At 31.8% G+C, this 13244-nt stretch carries 19 protein-coding genes; 14 read left to right on the top strand and 5 right to left on the bottom strand.

Translation table 11 applies throughout. The annotated features are described in order from the left end of the window. Positions 1-117 precede the first annotated feature (117 nt). The 10 genes from cyoE (at position 118) to tsaB (ending at position 7483) form a co-directional block, all read left to right on the top strand. The gene (gene cyoE / locus C8N26_RS01720; RefSeq protein WP_120185759.1) at positions 118-1056 is read left to right on the top strand and encodes a heme o synthase; all 939 of its coding nucleotides are present in this window, start codon (positions 118-120) and stop codon (positions 1054-1056) included. Further along, positions 1056-1640, top strand: coding sequence for a cytochrome c oxidase subunit 3 (locus tag C8N26_RS01715; protein ID WP_120185758.1), 585 nt, complete (start codon positions 1056-1058; stop codon positions 1638-1640). The genes cyoE and C8N26_RS01715 overlap by 1 nt, the downstream gene beginning before the upstream one ends. 56 nt (positions 1641-1696) lie before the next feature. Next, positions 1697-2680 carry a cytochrome c oxidase subunit 3 gene (locus C8N26_RS01710; RefSeq protein ID WP_028891445.1) on the top strand — a complete coding sequence of 328 codons (984 nt, stop codon included), beginning with the start codon at positions 1697-1699 and terminating at the stop codon, positions 2678-2680. Between the two features lie 19 nt (positions 2681-2699). Beyond that, positions 2700-3041 carry a cytochrome C oxidase subunit IV family protein gene (locus C8N26_RS01705; protein WP_028891444.1) on the top strand — a complete coding sequence of 114 codons (342 nt, stop codon included), beginning with the start codon at positions 2700-2702 and terminating at the stop codon, positions 3039-3041. 63 nt (positions 3042-3104) lie between these two features. Then, positions 3105-3752 carry a hypothetical protein gene (locus C8N26_RS01700; RefSeq protein ID WP_120185757.1) on the top strand — a complete coding sequence of 216 codons (648 nt, stop codon included), beginning with the start codon at positions 3105-3107 and terminating at the stop codon, positions 3750-3752. A gap of 13 nt (positions 3753-3765) precedes the next feature. Then, complete coding sequence (locus C8N26_RS01695; RefSeq protein WP_120185756.1) at positions 3766-4413, top strand: SCO family protein; 648 nt, start codon at positions 3766-3768, stop codon at positions 4411-4413. A 1-nt stretch (position 4414) separates the two neighbouring features. Beyond that, the gene (locus tag C8N26_RS01690) at positions 4415-4942 is read left to right on the top strand and encodes a DUF420 domain-containing protein (RefSeq protein ID WP_120185755.1); all 528 of its coding nucleotides are present in this window, start codon (positions 4415-4417) and stop codon (positions 4940-4942) included. Beyond that, positions 4935-5150, top strand: coding sequence for a hypothetical protein (locus C8N26_RS01685; RefSeq protein ID WP_028891440.1), 216 nt, complete (start codon positions 4935-4937; stop codon positions 5148-5150). Before C8N26_RS01690 ends, C8N26_RS01685 begins: the two co-directional genes overlap by 8 nt. Positions 5151-5342: 192 nt before the next feature. Further along, a complete protein-coding gene (locus tag C8N26_RS01680) occupies positions 5343-6710 on the top strand; it encodes a TolC family protein (protein ID WP_028891439.1) in 1368 nt (455 codons plus the stop codon). A gap of 98 nt (positions 6711-6808) precedes the next feature. Beyond that, a complete protein-coding gene (gene tsaB / locus C8N26_RS01675; RefSeq protein ID WP_120185754.1) occupies positions 6809-7483 on the top strand; it encodes a tRNA (adenosine(37)-N6)-threonylcarbamoyltransferase complex dimerization subunit type 1 TsaB in 675 nt (224 codons plus the stop codon). On the opposite strand, the gene C8N26_RS01670 is transcribed toward tsaB, so the two are convergent. The 3 genes from C8N26_RS01670 to C8N26_RS01660 all read right to left on the bottom strand — a co-directional run bounded on the left by C8N26_RS01670 (position 7480) and on the right by C8N26_RS01660 (position 8973). Further along, positions 7480-8286, bottom strand: a complete 807-nt coding sequence (locus C8N26_RS01670; RefSeq protein WP_028891437.1) for a mechanosensitive ion channel family protein — start codon at positions 8284-8286, stop codon at positions 7480-7482. The two genes, tsaB and C8N26_RS01670, sit on opposite strands and share 4 nt — an antisense overlap. 56 nt (positions 8287-8342) lie before the next feature. Further along, positions 8343-8696, bottom strand: coding sequence for a DUF1304 domain-containing protein (locus C8N26_RS01665; RefSeq protein WP_120185753.1), 354 nt, complete (start codon positions 8694-8696; stop codon positions 8343-8345). Between the two features lie 76 nt (positions 8697-8772). Beyond that, on the bottom strand, positions 8773-8973 hold the full coding sequence (locus C8N26_RS01660) for a dodecin family protein (protein WP_028891435.1): 201 nt from the start codon (positions 8971-8973) through the stop codon (positions 8773-8775). Between the two features lie 174 nt (positions 8974-9147). Here C8N26_RS01660 and C8N26_RS01655 point away from each other — a divergent pair, with 174 nt between their 5' ends. Next, complete coding sequence (locus C8N26_RS01655) at positions 9148-9495, top strand: toxin-antitoxin system YwqK family antitoxin (protein ID WP_028891434.1); 348 nt, start codon at positions 9148-9150, stop codon at positions 9493-9495. Between the two features lie 56 nt (positions 9496-9551). Here the strand turns inward: C8N26_RS01655 and C8N26_RS01650 are convergent, their stop codons facing one another. Together C8N26_RS01650 and purN are read right to left on the bottom strand one after the other, a co-directional pair. Then, positions 9552-10190: a ribonuclease H1 domain-containing protein gene (locus C8N26_RS01650; RefSeq protein WP_120185752.1), complete on the bottom strand. Its 639-nt coding sequence runs from the start codon at positions 10188-10190 to the stop codon at positions 9552-9554. Next, on the bottom strand, positions 10183-10752 hold the full coding sequence (purN, locus tag C8N26_RS01645) for a phosphoribosylglycinamide formyltransferase (RefSeq protein ID WP_120185751.1): 570 nt from the start codon (positions 10750-10752) through the stop codon (positions 10183-10185). Before purN ends, C8N26_RS01650 begins: the two co-directional genes overlap by 8 nt. A gap of 180 nt (positions 10753-10932) precedes the next feature. On the opposite strand from purN, the gene C8N26_RS01640 reads away from it, so the two are divergent. The 3 genes from C8N26_RS01640 to rnc are packed head-to-tail and all read left to right on the top strand — an operon-like array spanning position 10933 to position 13170. Beyond that, complete coding sequence (locus tag C8N26_RS01640) at positions 10933-11169, top strand: acyl carrier protein (protein WP_028891431.1); 237 nt, start codon at positions 10933-10935, stop codon at positions 11167-11169. A gap of 6 nt (positions 11170-11175) precedes the next feature. Continuing rightward, a complete protein-coding gene (gene fabF / locus C8N26_RS01635; protein ID WP_028891430.1) occupies positions 11176-12426 on the top strand; it encodes a beta-ketoacyl-ACP synthase II in 1251 nt (416 codons plus the stop codon). Positions 12427-12432: 6 nt separating this feature from the next. Beyond that, the gene (gene rnc / locus C8N26_RS01630; protein WP_120185750.1) at positions 12433-13170 is read left to right on the top strand and encodes a ribonuclease III; all 738 of its coding nucleotides are present in this window, start codon (positions 12433-12435) and stop codon (positions 13168-13170) included. The last annotated feature ends 74 nt before the right edge of the window (positions 13171-13244 follow it).

Here is a 13244-nt window from a genome sequence, read left to right as displayed (position 1 = left end):
TGAACGTGCATTACTGCGAATGCGGGTGCAAATATAAAACCTTTTTTTTAATTACAAAGCACTTTTTATTTTTTTTCAATTTTAATTCCAATAAAAATTTATGGTGGTTCAATAAGAATGGAATATCTTTGCAGAAATTTTTTAAAATTAGAAGTGAATTCTGTTTCATCTGTACATACTAAACCCTCTGTAAAATCAATAGTTAAAGATTTTAAACAATTAACTAAAGTTGGATTATCTATAAGTGTAGTTTTTACATCAGTTACAGGGTATTTATTAGGAGCAGAAACAATTGATTATACTACTATAGTATTATTAGCTTTAGGAGGCTACTTAATGGTAGGGGCATCTAATGCTTTTAATCAGGTAATAGAAAAGGATATTGACGCAGTAATGCAGCGCACAAAAAAACGTCCGTTACCATCAGGAAGAATGTCTACAACCGTAGCATTAACTATAGCAACTCTTTTTACAATAGCAGGTATTACAATTTTATATATAATTGACCCGAAATGTGCTTTATTTGGAGCGATTTCTATCTTTTTATATACAAGTGCTTACACACCGTTGAAAGCAGTAACACCTTTAGCAGTATTTGTTGGAGCAATACCAGGGGCTATACCTTTTATGTTAGGGTGGGTAGCAGCAACGGGTAAATTTGGTATTGAAGCAGGATTTTTATTTATGATTCAGTTTTTTTGGCAATTCCCTCATTTTTGGGCTATTGGTTGGTTACAGTTTGAAGAATACAACAAGGCAGGCTTGCACATGTTACCAATGGATAAAAAAGACAAAGGCGCTGTGGTGCAAATTATTTTTTATACCTGCATAATGATTTTAATGTCAATTGCACCTGTGTTAAAAGTAACAGGAGATTTATATATATATCCGTTAACAGCAGTAATTATCCTGTTATTAGGATTGTTAATGTTGTATTATGCAATACAATTATATAAAACAGAAAAAAACACAGATGCGCGTAAATTGATGTTAGCAAGTGTTTTTTATATTACAATAGTACCCATTATATATGTGGTAGATAAATTTTTACACTAATGAGTGAACAATCGTTACAAGAAGAATTAAAAGTAGCTAAACGTAAATCAGCTAAACCAATGCTATGGATTTCCATGGTGAGCATGGTTATGTTTTTTGCAGGATTAACTAGTGCTTATGTAGTAAGTATGAATCGTGAAGATTGGGTTACCTTCGATTTGCCTCAGGCATTTTACATTAGTACTGTATTAATTGTACTAAGTAGTATTACGTTGTTTTTCTCTCAAAAATTATTAAAAAAGGATAATATTAAAGGATCATTAATCTTATTGTTGGGTACATTAATACTAGGTTTAGGCTTTGTTTGGTATCAATGGGTAGGATTTAATGAATTAAAAAATACAGGTTTGTATTTTACCGGACCTGAAAGTACAGTTTCAACATCGTTTATAATAGGAATAACATTTATGCACGTTTTACACTTGTTAGCAGGGGTTTTAGTGTTATTAGTTGTTATTTATAATCATTTTAAAAAGAAGTATACATCAAGCAATATGCTTGGATTTGAACTAGGTGCAATCTTCTGGCATTTTGTAGATGTATTGTGGATTTACCTATTTTTCTTTTTCTATTTTATTAGATGATGAAAAATGCGTAATTTTGGCGCACTGATTAAACAAAAATTAACAAAAAGAGATTTATGGGAGCAAATATTGCTGTAAATTCTGACAACAAAGAGACCTGGGGCGGAGGTGGTGTAAAACCATTTGGCGCTAGTTATGGGAAAATGATGATGTGGTTTTTCATCGTATCTGATGCATTAACTTTTTCGGGCTTTTTAGCAGCGTATGGTTTAACACGTTTTAAGTTTATTGACTCTTGGCCTATCGCTGATGAGGTATTTACACACTTTCCTGGTTTACACGGTGTTCATGCGCCGATGTATTATGTTGCATTAATGACGTTTATTTTAATTGTATCATCGGTAACAATGGTGTTAGCGGTAGATGCAGGTCATAAAATGCAAAAGAAAAAAGTAGCTTGGTACATGTTTGCTACCATTATTTTTGGTATTATTTTCGTTGGTTCTCAGGCTTGGGAATGGAAAAACTTTATTAATGGTTCTTACGGAGCTGTTAAAACTGCCGATAATCACATTTTACAATTTGTAAAAGACGGACATCAAATAGCTTTGGCTGATTTTGTTCATAGTGATAGAAAAGATGGAAGAGTACAACATCAAAGAGAAAATGGATTATGGTTTGAAAAGGAAGCTACAATCTCTCAATATTCAGTAGCTCAAATTCAAGAAGCTTTTAAAGCAGATCCTTCTTTATTAGTTAGAATCGAAAAAATCAATCCTGATACTAAGAAAAAAATTATTTTATCTAGAGAGGAAAGTATCGCAAAGTTAGCTACAGCAACTAGAGTTGTTGAAGGAGCTAATTTAATTGAGAACGAATACGGTAACCCTATTTTTGCTGATTTCTTCTTCTTTATTACTGGTTTCCACGGATTCCACGTATTCTCAGGAATTGTAATCAACATTATCATTTTCTTTAACGTAGTGTTAGGTACATACGAGCGTAGAGGAAGCTACGAAATGGTTGAAAAAGTAGGTTTATATTGGCACTTTGTAGATTTAGTTTGGGTATTCGTATTTACCTTCTTCTACTTAGTATAAATTTTAAAAAAAAGAAGAGATGGCACACGCACACGAATCAAATACAAAAAGAATTTGGATTGTTTTAGCAATTTTAACAGTGTTAACAACTGTAGAAGTTGCCTTAGGTATAGTTAGACCAGATTTCTTAGTTTTCAATGACTTTTTAGGAACTCATTTGCTTAACTGGATATTTATTATTTTAACAATAGCAAAGGCTTATTATATTGCTTGGGCATTTATGCACTTAGAAGGAGAAAAACCATGGTTAAGAAGAGCTATTGTTTGGACAGGTGTTTTCTTAATATGTTATTTAGTAACACTAATTCTAATAGAAGGTGATTACTTACACGATACATTAGCACCATTAGTAAAGTGGTAATCAAAATAAAATGAGAAAAGAGGTGGTGTTAACCGCCTCTTTTTGTATATAAGATTTAGTAAAATGAATAAAACAAAAAGATACATAGTACTGTTTGCACTTTTTATAGTGCCTCTATTGTTTTATATTTTTCTGTCACTAGGAATCAATAATTTTGCAAAATTACCCGTGCTTACAGAAAATGTGATAGATATATCCTCCGTAAGTAAACAACATCAATTTGATAGAAAAATATCAATAGTTACTTTTTTAGGAAAGAATGTAACGGAAGTTAAAGGAGAGTTATTTAATCTTAATGAGAAAATATACAAGCCATTTTATGGATTTAAAGATTTTCAACTAATTGTAATAGCTTCTCCTGAAGTTAAAGACGATGTTGAGAAACTTGAAAAAGAAATAGGTGCTTATACAAATATGATTAGTTGGAAGTTTGTTTATGCTGATGATACTGAAATAAATGTGTTGTATGATAGTTTTAAAACGAACCAATCGTTAGATAATAAACTACATTCATCTAAAGCTTTTATTATTGATAAAGAAGGAAATTTAAGAGGAAGAACAGATGATGAAGATAGCGCGGGTGGAAAGTTGTTTGGATACAATATGACATCGGTAGCAGAGCTTAATAATAAGATGAAAGACGATGTTAAAGTTGTATTGGCAGAATATCGTTTAGCATTAAAAAAGAACAATGCAGATAGGCAAATTTAACCAGGGTTAAGTCATGAAAAAACAAAATTATTCATACGTAGGTATTTCATTAGTCATTTTACTTTTTGGAATTTATGCTATACCTAAAATTATAGCGCACTTTCAAACAGCAAACTTACACAAGTTTAATAAGGTCCCTGATTTTGAATTCATCAATCAAGATGAGAAAACTATTACCAATAAAGATTATGAAGGTAAAGTTTATGTGGTTGAGTTTTTCTTCGCTACATGTCCTACCATTTGTCCTTTAATGAATCAGAAAATGGTAGAAATTCAAAACGAATTTATGGGGAATCCTAACTTCGGAATAGCTTCGTTTTCAATTACTCCAGATATAGATACTCCACATCTACTAAAAGAATATGCTAAGAATAATGGAATTAACCATAAGAATTGGCATTTATTAACAGGGAAGTCAGACGATGTAGTGTATAATTTGTCTAATGATGGATTTAAGCTATATGCAGGTAAAGGAGAAGTTAGTCATGGCGGATTTGAACACTCAGGATTGTTTGCCTTGGTAGATAAAGACGGTTATATCAGGTCACGATATGATGAAAATGGAAACCCTATAATGTATTATAGAGCTTTAGATGAACATGGTTTTGGTGATCAGATAACGGAATTAAAAGAAGATATTAAGTTATTATTAAAAGAATAGCATGAGTAGTAGCACAGAAGAAAAAAAATATAAAAAATTTATTACGATAGTATCTATTGTAATTCCTATTGCGGTAGCAGCTTTATTTGGTATTAAAATACCTAATGTAGAACCGTTGTCGTTTTTACCACCTATTTATGCTAGTATTAATGGTTTTACAGCAGTATTACTAGTTGCATCTGTTGTAGCTATTAAAAACGGTAAAAGAAAATTACACGAGCAGTTAAATACAACAGCAATAATTTGTTCTGCACTATTTTTAGTAATGTATGTGGCTTATCATATGACCTCTGACTCTACAAAATTTGGAGGAGAAGGGATGATTAAATACGTGTATTTCTTCATTCTAATAACTCACATCTTATTATCAATAGTAATTATACCTTTTGTTTTAATTACATTTATGAGAGCTCGTTTAGGAAACTTTCCAGAACATAAAAAAATAGCAAAAATTACATTTCCATTATGGTTGTATGTTGCAGTGACCGGAGTAGTAGTGTATTTAATGATATCACCTTATTATGTATAAAAAACTTATCGTATTAGCTCTGTTGTTTTTCTTTTCTTTGAACATGTCTGCACAGTGCGCTATGTGTAAAGCAGTTGTTGAAGGAGGTAATGAAACCGTTGCAGAAGGAGTAAATAACGGAATTACTTATTTAATGGTGTTTCCTTATTTATTAGTAGGAGTACTTTTTTATTTTATTTACCGTCATAAAAAGAAAGGCAAAGCCTAATTTTAATTTAGCAATATTTTTTGTAACAAATTATATTTTTAATCGTCATATAGAGGCGGTTAAAAATAATTAATTGCTTTTTGTTGTTGATTATAAACAGTTTAAAGGTTTTTCTAATTAACAATAAAATAATATATTTCTTTTTTTGAAATATCAACTAGTTAATAATTTAAACAAAAAAATATTTGTCTTTTGAAAACTAAAATTGCATTATTCACAGCTATATTTACTTCTTTAGCTGTTTTTTCTCAAAAACAATGGACCTTAAAAGAGTGTGTAGACTACGCTCTAAAAAATAATATAACGATTAAACAAAATCGGTTAAGTGTAGATTTAGCAGAAAAAGACGTTGAGATCGCTAAAGGAAATTTCTTGCCTGATTTAGGATTTAGTAATTCTCATAGAGGGTCTTTTGGATTGTCTTCAGGGGTTAGCGGAGTTAATACCAGTCAAGATAGGTATTCAACAAACTTTGCTTTAGGAACTCAAGGTACTATTTTTAATGGTTTTAGAAACTTAAATTCTAAAAAGCAAGCTTTACTTAATGTTAAAGGGAGTGAGTTAGACTTAGCAAAAATAGAAAATGATATTTCTTTAAACGTAGTAAATGAATACTTAAATGTACTGTTTGCAAAAGAAAACCTTGCAGTAGCTAAAGTTCAAGCAGAAATAAGTAAAAAACAAATAGAAAGAGCAAAAGCTCAATATGAAGGAGGAGCAATACCTAAAGGAGATTTATTGAATGTAGAGTCTACAGCTGCTAATGATGTTCAAAATGTAGTAATACAAGAAAACACATTAAGTATTGCTTTACTTAGATTAAGTCAGTTGTTACAAATTTCTTCAGAAGATTTTGCTATTGCTGATATTGAAGTGGGGTCACCATCAGCGGCTTTATTGTATGATAATTCTAGTGTTGTATACGAAAAAGCATTAACACAATGGCCAGATATTGAAAGAGCAGAATTAAATCTTGAAAACGCAGATTTAGGAATAGAATTAGCTAAAGGAGCTTATTTGCCAACCTTAACCTATTCAGCAAATGCAGGTACTTCTTATTTTACAGTATTTGGAGAGCCTGATAGAAGGGTTATTGGAGTTGATCCAGTGACACAATTACCTATATATGAGTCTTATGGCTTTTTTAAGCAATTAGATAATAATTTAAGTTACGGAGTAGGGGTTTCGTTAAATATTCCAATATTTAATCGTTTCCAAACAAAAAACAGAGTAGCTAAATCTACTATTGATAAAGAGGTATCAGAATTAGCTCTTGAAAATCAAAAGTTGCAGTTGCAACAAGAAATTGAAAGTGCTTTTTTAGATGCCAAAGCAGCTGCCAAAACGTATGAAGCAGCACAAGTATCATTAGAGGCACAAAAGGAAGCCTTTAAAAATGCTCAAGTTAGCTATGACTATGGATCAATGACTCAGTTTGACTTTGACCAAGTACGTAACCGTTTAGTGAATGCAGAAGGAGCAATGATTAGAGCTAAATACGATTATGTGTTTAAAACGAAAGTATTGAAGTTTTACTATGGAGAGTCAATCGTTGACTAACTAAGAAAGATATATTTATTGTTGGAAGAGCCTTGTTAGAATTTTACTAATGAGGTTTTTCTTTATAATGTATCTTTGCCAAAAAATAAATTTCGGATTTGGTAACAATCTTACATATAGAAACTGCAACTAAAAACTGCTCGGTAAGCGTAGCAGATAAAGGTGAACTTTTAGCAATACAAGAGTTAAATGAAGGGAATTATTCACATGCTGAAAAACTACACCCATTTATTCAGCAAGTTATGCAAGAAGCAAAACTTTCTTTTAATGATATTGATGCTGTTGCAGTAAGTAAAGGGCCTGGTTCTTATACAGGATTGCGTATAGGAGTTTCAGCAGCAAAAGGTTTATGCTTTGCATTTGATAAACCTTTAATATCTATAGAAACTTTACAATCTTTAGCTTATAAACTTTCCATAGAGGAAGGAGTAATTATTCCTATGTTAGATGCTCGCCGTATGGAAGTATATGCAGCGGTATATAATTCTAAACACGAACAAGTAAGAGATATTAAAGCTGAAGTTATAGATGAAAATTCTTTTCAAGAGTATTTGTCAAAAGGAAAAGTATATTTTTTAGGAGATGGAGCAGAAAAGTGTAAAGAAGTTATTACGCACGAAAATGCAGTTTTTATTGACGGAGAGTTTCCTTCAGCAAAAGAAATGGTAAAGTTAAGTTTTGATAAATATAAAAAAAACGACATCGAAGATGTCGCTTATTTTGAACCTTTTTATTTAAAAGATTTTGTGGTTACACCCGAAAAAAAGCGTTAACCCTCTTTATGAATTTCCACAGAGTGAGGGTAAGGAATTTCAATTCCGGCTTTATCTAGAGCAATTTTAGTGTTTTCAGTTATATCAAAGTATACAGCCCAATAATCTTCTGTTTTAGACCAAGGTCTTACGGCAAAATTTACTGAGCTGTCAGCTAATTCAGATACATTTACTGTAGGTGCTGGGTCTTTTAATACCTTAGGGTGTGAAGTAATAACATTCATTAATATTTCTTTAGTTTGCTTAATGTCAGCATCGTAAGAAACACCAAAAGTTAAATCCACTCTACGAGTTCCTTCCGAAGAATAATTAACAATATTTCCATTAGATAAAGAACCATTAGGAATAATTATTTCTTTATTAGATAATCCTGTAAGCTTGGTAGTAAAGATTTCAATCTCCTTTACAACACCGATCTCTCCTTGGGCTTCAATTAAATCACCTACTTTAAAAGGTTTAAAAAGCATAATTAAAACACCACCAGCAAAATTACCTAATGAGCCCTGTAAGGCTAAACCAACAGCTAAACCAGCTGAGGCTAAAATAGCAGCAAAAGAAGTAGTTTCAACACCCAGTTTTGCTATTACTGTAATAATTAAAAGAATTTTTAAAGACCAGTTTAAAAGGTTTACTAAGAACTTTTGTAACGTAATATCTACATCTCTTTTAGACATTACTTTTTTAGCTGCTCTAAGAATTAAGTTGATAATGTAAGAACCTACAATGTAAATAATAATAGCAACAATAGCTTTTGGAGCATATGTAACTATCAGTTCTTGAAATTTTTCTAAATACTTTTCCATTAGTTATGGTAAATTTTAGTTGTTAATGAATGATTTTAGTTAGTAGTGGCTAGGTTTTATAGCATTAAACTGATTAATCCTAATAAAGCAGGTATAGACTGAATGACAAAAATACGAGGTTTTTTTGTAGAATAAGAACCATAAAGCCCTGCAATGAACACACAGATTAGAAAAAATATTGCAAAATCATGTTTTTGTGTAATCATTGACCAGATTAAACCAGCAGCTAAAAAGCCATTATACAAACCTTGGTTGGCAGCCATAACTTTAGTTTCTTCAGCAAAAGATTTAGATTTTAAACCAAAAGTTTTTATTCCTTTAGGTTTAGACCATAATAACATTTCTAGTATAAGAATATATAAATGAATAAAAGCTACAAAGCCTAAAAGGATGTATTGTATAGTGTTCATAATAATTTAAAGATAAAATATGCGGCTTAGATGATTATCAAAACCGCACATAGTAAGTAGTTAGTTTATATTAAGGTTAGTTTACTTCAAAAGTTACTTTAAGGTTTACTCTAAATTCAGTTACCTCATCATTATTAACAACGACACTTTGTGATTGTACAAAGGCAGATTTAATACCCTTTACTGATTTTGAAGCTTGTTTTATAGCTTTTCTTGTGGCATCTTCCCAACTTTTCTCAGAATTAGCTAAAATTTCAATAACTTTCATTACTGCCATAATAATTTTTTTTAAAGATTAATACATGTAAATATAAGGTTTTTAAACTTTTTTATAAGGATAAATAGATTTTAAAAAATCTTCAATGTTAATTTAATGTTACGTAAATGTTTTAAATATGTAAATTTTTCGTATATTTGTGTTATCAGGTGTTAACTTTAAAAGATTTAGATTATGAAAAAATTAGTATTAGCAGTATGTATGTTGTCGGTAGGATTGTTACAAGCTCAAGAAGTAGAGCCAAAATATGAAGTAACAGGAGAGTTAGTAAAAGTCACGTATTTTTACGAAAATGGTGCTATTAAAGAACAAGGTTTTTTCAAAGATAAAAAGTTAGAAGGTACTTGGACGTCTTTTGATACAAAAGGTAACAAAGTGGCTATTGGTCATTATGAAGCAGGAAAAAAAGTAGGTAAATGGTTTATGTGGAAAGAAGATGGATTGAAAGAAATCGATTTTAAAGATAATGCCATAGCAAGCGTACAAACTTGGAAGGAAGAGACCAAAATGGCAGTGAAATAAGTTAATATTTTGCAGAATAAGAGAATTAAACCGAGTATTTTAAATACTCGGTTTTTTTATTTTCTGCCAAAATCAGCAGGGATTTCGCCCCAAGCTTTAGTTTCCCACTTTAATAATGGGTTTTTAAATGAGTTTTGTTGTAACCAGGTTTCAGCACGTTTAATTAAGTCTAAGATCTCTTTATTAGAGCTGTCAAATGTAATGTTGGTTCTACATTGCTTCTTTTTAACCCAACTCATGGCTATCTTTGAATCAGAATAAATAGGGTAAGTGTCCATTTTTTTACTTTTCAATAAAGCAATTCCATGTACAAGAGCTAAGAATTCACCAATATTATTAGTACCATTCTTAAATGGTCCCATTCTAAAAATTTCCTTTTTACCATGTGTTAAAACACCTCTGTATTCCATTAACCCAGGGTTACCAGCACAAGCGGCGTCAACTGAGATGCTTTCAAGTATAGGAGAGCCATATTTAGCTTTTTCTGTAGCTGATAAGGTAGGTTTTTTTGTGTCTTTCCCTTTGTACTCGTTATAGCTTTTACTCAAAGCGATTTCTGCTTCTTTTTTGTCGGCAAATGCTTTGTATTGTGCACCTGTAAAACCATCAATTTGCTTTTTACAGGCATCCCAAGATAAAAAAATACCTGTTTTTTTACCTTTCCAAACAACATAGTATTTTTTCTTTTTACTCATTTTGTAAAATTACTTCTTCAATCACCTTCGGAAAATGTTCATATTCTAATTCATGAACTTTTTGAGCAATAGTTTCGGGTGTGTCTTCAGAAGAAACAGCAGTTTTTGCTTGAAAAATAATGGCTCCTTCATCATAATTTTCATTCACATAATGAATAGTGATGCCCGTTTCAGGCTCATTGTTCTCCTTTACAGTCCTGTGAACATTCATTCCATACATGCCTTTTCCACCATATTTTGGCAATAATGCAGGGTGAATATTAATAATTTTATTAGGAAAAGCTTCAACAATTTTAGCAGGAATACGCCATAAAAACCCTGCTAACACGATAAAATCGGCTTCTACATGCAAGAAATTTAAAACAGTATCATCTTTTGAAAAACTTTCTCTATCAAAGAGAGATGCATCTATTCCAAGTCTTTCACAACGGTCAAAAACTTTGGCATGTTCGTTGTTAGAGAGCACGTGAGTAACAATTGCAGTTTGAGTTGAGTTGAAGTGTTTTATGATGTTTTCGGCGTTAGAACCCGAACCTGAAGCAAAAATTACGATGCGTTTCATGTTAAAAATCAGTTGTTTTGTTACTACAAAAAAAAGAATAATTATTAACAATGGTGGTATTTGTAGCAAAATATTCAGGTATTTTTTTTAATTTAGACATCACATTTTTGTGCAAAAGTTAGAATTAATAACTAAGATTTGTATTTTTGCCACGATTTTAAATTTTAAAACAAACAAATTATGTCAGACATTGCATCAAGAGTAAAAGCAATTATCGTAGACAAATTAGGAGTAGACGATAACGAAGTAACTAACGAAGCAAGCTTCACAAACGATTTAGGAGCAGATTCTTTAGATACAGTTGAGTTAATCATGGAATTCGAAAAAGAATTTGATATCCAAATTCCAGATGATCAAGCAGAAAACATTGGTACTGTAGGTCAAGCGATTAGCTATATTGAAGACGCAAAAAAATAAGATTATATGCAATTAAAACGAGTTGTAGTAACTGGACTTGGCGCATTAACGCCAATAGGAAACAATAAAGAAGAGTATTGGAATAGCTTAGTTAACGGAGTTAGCGGAGCAGCACCTATAACGTATTTTGATGCTGCCAAGTTCAAAACTCGTTTCGCATGTGAACTTAAAAACTTCGACGCGACTGAATTCATTAATAGAAAAGAAGCTCGAAAAATGGATAGGTTTACTCAGTATGCAATGGTTGCCTCTGATGAAGCAATTGCTGATGCGAAGTTAAACTTAGACGAAGTAAACAAATTAAGAGTTGGTGTTATTTGGGGTGCTGGTATTGGAGGTTTAGAAACATTTCAAAATGAAATGTTAAACTATGCTGAAGGTGACGGCTCACCTCGATTTAACCCATTCTTTATTCCAAAGATGATTGCAGATATTGCACCAGGAAACATTTCTATTAAAAATGGATTTATGGGGCCTAATTATACTACGGTATCTGCTTGTGCATCATCTGCAAACGCAATGATTGATGCATTAAATTACATCAGACTTGGTCATTGTGATGTAGTTGTAACAGGTGGTAGTGAAGCTGCAGTTACAATTGCTGGTATGGGAGGTTTTAATGCTATGCATGCTTTATCTACCAGAAATGAGAGTCCAGAAACAGCTTCAAGACCATTTGATGCTGAACGTGACGGATTTGTATTAGGTGAAGGAGCAGGAGCTATTATCTTAGAAGAATACGAACATGCCAAAGCTCGTGGAGCTAAAATTTATGCTGAAGTTATAGGTGGAGGCTTATCTTCGGATGCTTACCACATGACAGCACCACATCCTGACGGAATAGGTGTAATTGCTGTAATGAAGAACTGTCTTGAAAATGCTGGAATAAAACCAGAAGACGTAGATCATATCAACACTCACGGTACTTCTACCCCTTTAGGAGATGTTGCAGAGTTAAAAGCAATCTCTGAAGTTTTTGGAGATCATGCTAAAAACATTAATATCAATTCAACAAAGTCTATGACAGGACATTTGTTAGGTGCTGCTGGTGCAGTTGAAGCTATTGCTTCATTGTTAGCTATGGAGCACGGTGTTGTTCCCCCAACAATTAATCACAGTAACGTTGATGAAAACATCAACCCAGAGTTAAATTTAACGTTAAACAAAGCTCAAAAAAGAGAGATTAAGGTTGCAATGAGCAATACATTTGGTTTTGGTGGTCATAATGCCTGTGTAGCCTTTAGAAAACTAGATTAATCTTTTATGAATTTTCTTCGTAGAATTGTCAAACCCCAAAATAAGGAGGACGAAAACTTCTACTACGAATTAAAAGAGTTACTTAATTTTAAACCAATTAAGTTATCACTTTATAAAAAAGCATTTACGCACAGATCTCTAAAGTTAGTTGACAGTAAGGGAAACCCAGTTAACTATGAACGTTTAGAGTTTTTGGGAGATGCTATTTTAGGAACGGTAATCGCTTCTTACCTATTTAAAAAAGTACCCGATGGAGACGAAGGGTACTTAACACAAATGCGCTCTAAAGTTGTTAGTAGAGAGCACTTGAATGATTTAGGTAAAGATTTGGACTTAATTAAATTTGTAAAAAGTAATATTTCCAAAGAACATGTTAGTAATAACATTCATGGAAATATTTTTGAAGCTCTCATTGGTGCTATTTATTTAGACAGAGGGTATAACTATTGTCATCAGTTCATATACGAACAAGTTATAATGCCTTATGTAGATATTGAAAGACTTGAGGGTAAAATATCAAGTTATAAAGGTTTTGTTATTGAATGGTGTCAAAAGCAGAAGAAAAAATACAAATTTGAGTCTTATGAAGATTCAGGTAACCAAAATAAGAAGCATTTTAGTGTACGTGTAAGTATAGATGGTAATATTATAGCAAAAGGTAGAGCAACCTCTAAGAAAAAAGCAGAAGAAATTGCAGCTAAAAGAGTGTACTATGCTATGCAAAGTCAAATGCTAAATCCTTAACATTTTCGAGAAAACGTTTTCGAAAAATTTACACACTATTATAGATACATTCATTAATTTAGCAAAAAGCAAAT

It is taken from the genome of Tenacibaculum lutimaris (assembly GCF_003610735.1).
GTDB lineage: Bacteria > Bacteroidota > Bacteroidia > Flavobacteriales > Flavobacteriaceae > Polaribacter > Polaribacter lutimaris.
Note: the sequence above shows the minus strand (reverse complement) of the source record. Positions and strands in the feature narration are given on the sequence as shown.

Bases quoted from the DNA above. Each gene is read 5' to 3' on its own strand.
- fabF (WP_028891430.1), top strand. From the start codon at position 11,176: ATGCAATTAAAACGAGTTGTAGTAACTGGACTTGGCGCATTAACGCCA.
- C8N26_RS01700 (WP_120185757.1), top strand. From the start codon at position 3,105: ATGAATAAAACAAAAAGATACATAGTACTGTTTGCACTTTTTATAGTG.
- cyoE (WP_120185759.1), top strand. From the start codon at position 118: ATGGAATATCTTTGCAGAAATTTTTTAAAATTAGAAGTGAATTCTGTT.
- C8N26_RS01685 (WP_028891440.1), top strand. From the start codon at position 4,935: ATGTATAAAAAACTTATCGTATTAGCTCTGTTGTTTTTCTTTTCTTTG.
- C8N26_RS01690 (WP_120185755.1), top strand. From the start codon at position 4,415: ATGAGTAGTAGCACAGAAGAAAAAAAATATAAAAAATTTATTACGATA.
- purN (WP_120185751.1), bottom strand. From the start codon at position 10,752: ATGAAACGCATCGTAATTTTTGCTTCAGGTTCGGGTTCTAACGCCGAA.
- C8N26_RS01695 (WP_120185756.1), top strand. From the start codon at position 3,766: ATGAAAAAACAAAATTATTCATACGTAGGTATTTCATTAGTCATTTTA.
- C8N26_RS01640 (WP_028891431.1), top strand. From the start codon at position 10,933: ATGTCAGACATTGCATCAAGAGTAAAAGCAATTATCGTAGACAAATTA.
- C8N26_RS01665 (WP_120185753.1), bottom strand. From the start codon at position 8,696: ATGAACACTATACAATACATCCTTTTAGGCTTTGTAGCTTTTATTCAT.
- C8N26_RS01660 (WP_028891435.1), bottom strand. From the start codon at position 8,973: ATGGCAGTAATGAAAGTTATTGAAATTTTAGCTAATTCTGAGAAAAGT.
- C8N26_RS01715 (WP_120185758.1), top strand. From the start codon at position 1,056: ATGAGTGAACAATCGTTACAAGAAGAATTAAAAGTAGCTAAACGTAAA.
- C8N26_RS01655 (WP_028891434.1), top strand. From the start codon at position 9,148: ATGAAAAAATTAGTATTAGCAGTATGTATGTTGTCGGTAGGATTGTTA.
- C8N26_RS01650 (WP_120185752.1), bottom strand. From the start codon at position 10,190: ATGAGTAAAAAGAAAAAATACTATGTTGTTTGGAAAGGTAAAAAAACA.
- C8N26_RS01705 (WP_028891444.1), top strand. From the start codon at position 2,700: ATGGCACACGCACACGAATCAAATACAAAAAGAATTTGGATTGTTTTA.
- C8N26_RS01710 (WP_028891445.1), top strand. From the start codon at position 1,697: ATGGGAGCAAATATTGCTGTAAATTCTGACAACAAAGAGACCTGGGGC.
- C8N26_RS01670 (WP_028891437.1), bottom strand. From the start codon at position 8,286: ATGGAAAAGTATTTAGAAAAATTTCAAGAACTGATAGTTACATATGCT.
- rnc (WP_120185750.1), top strand. From the start codon at position 12,433: ATGAATTTTCTTCGTAGAATTGTCAAACCCCAAAATAAGGAGGACGAA.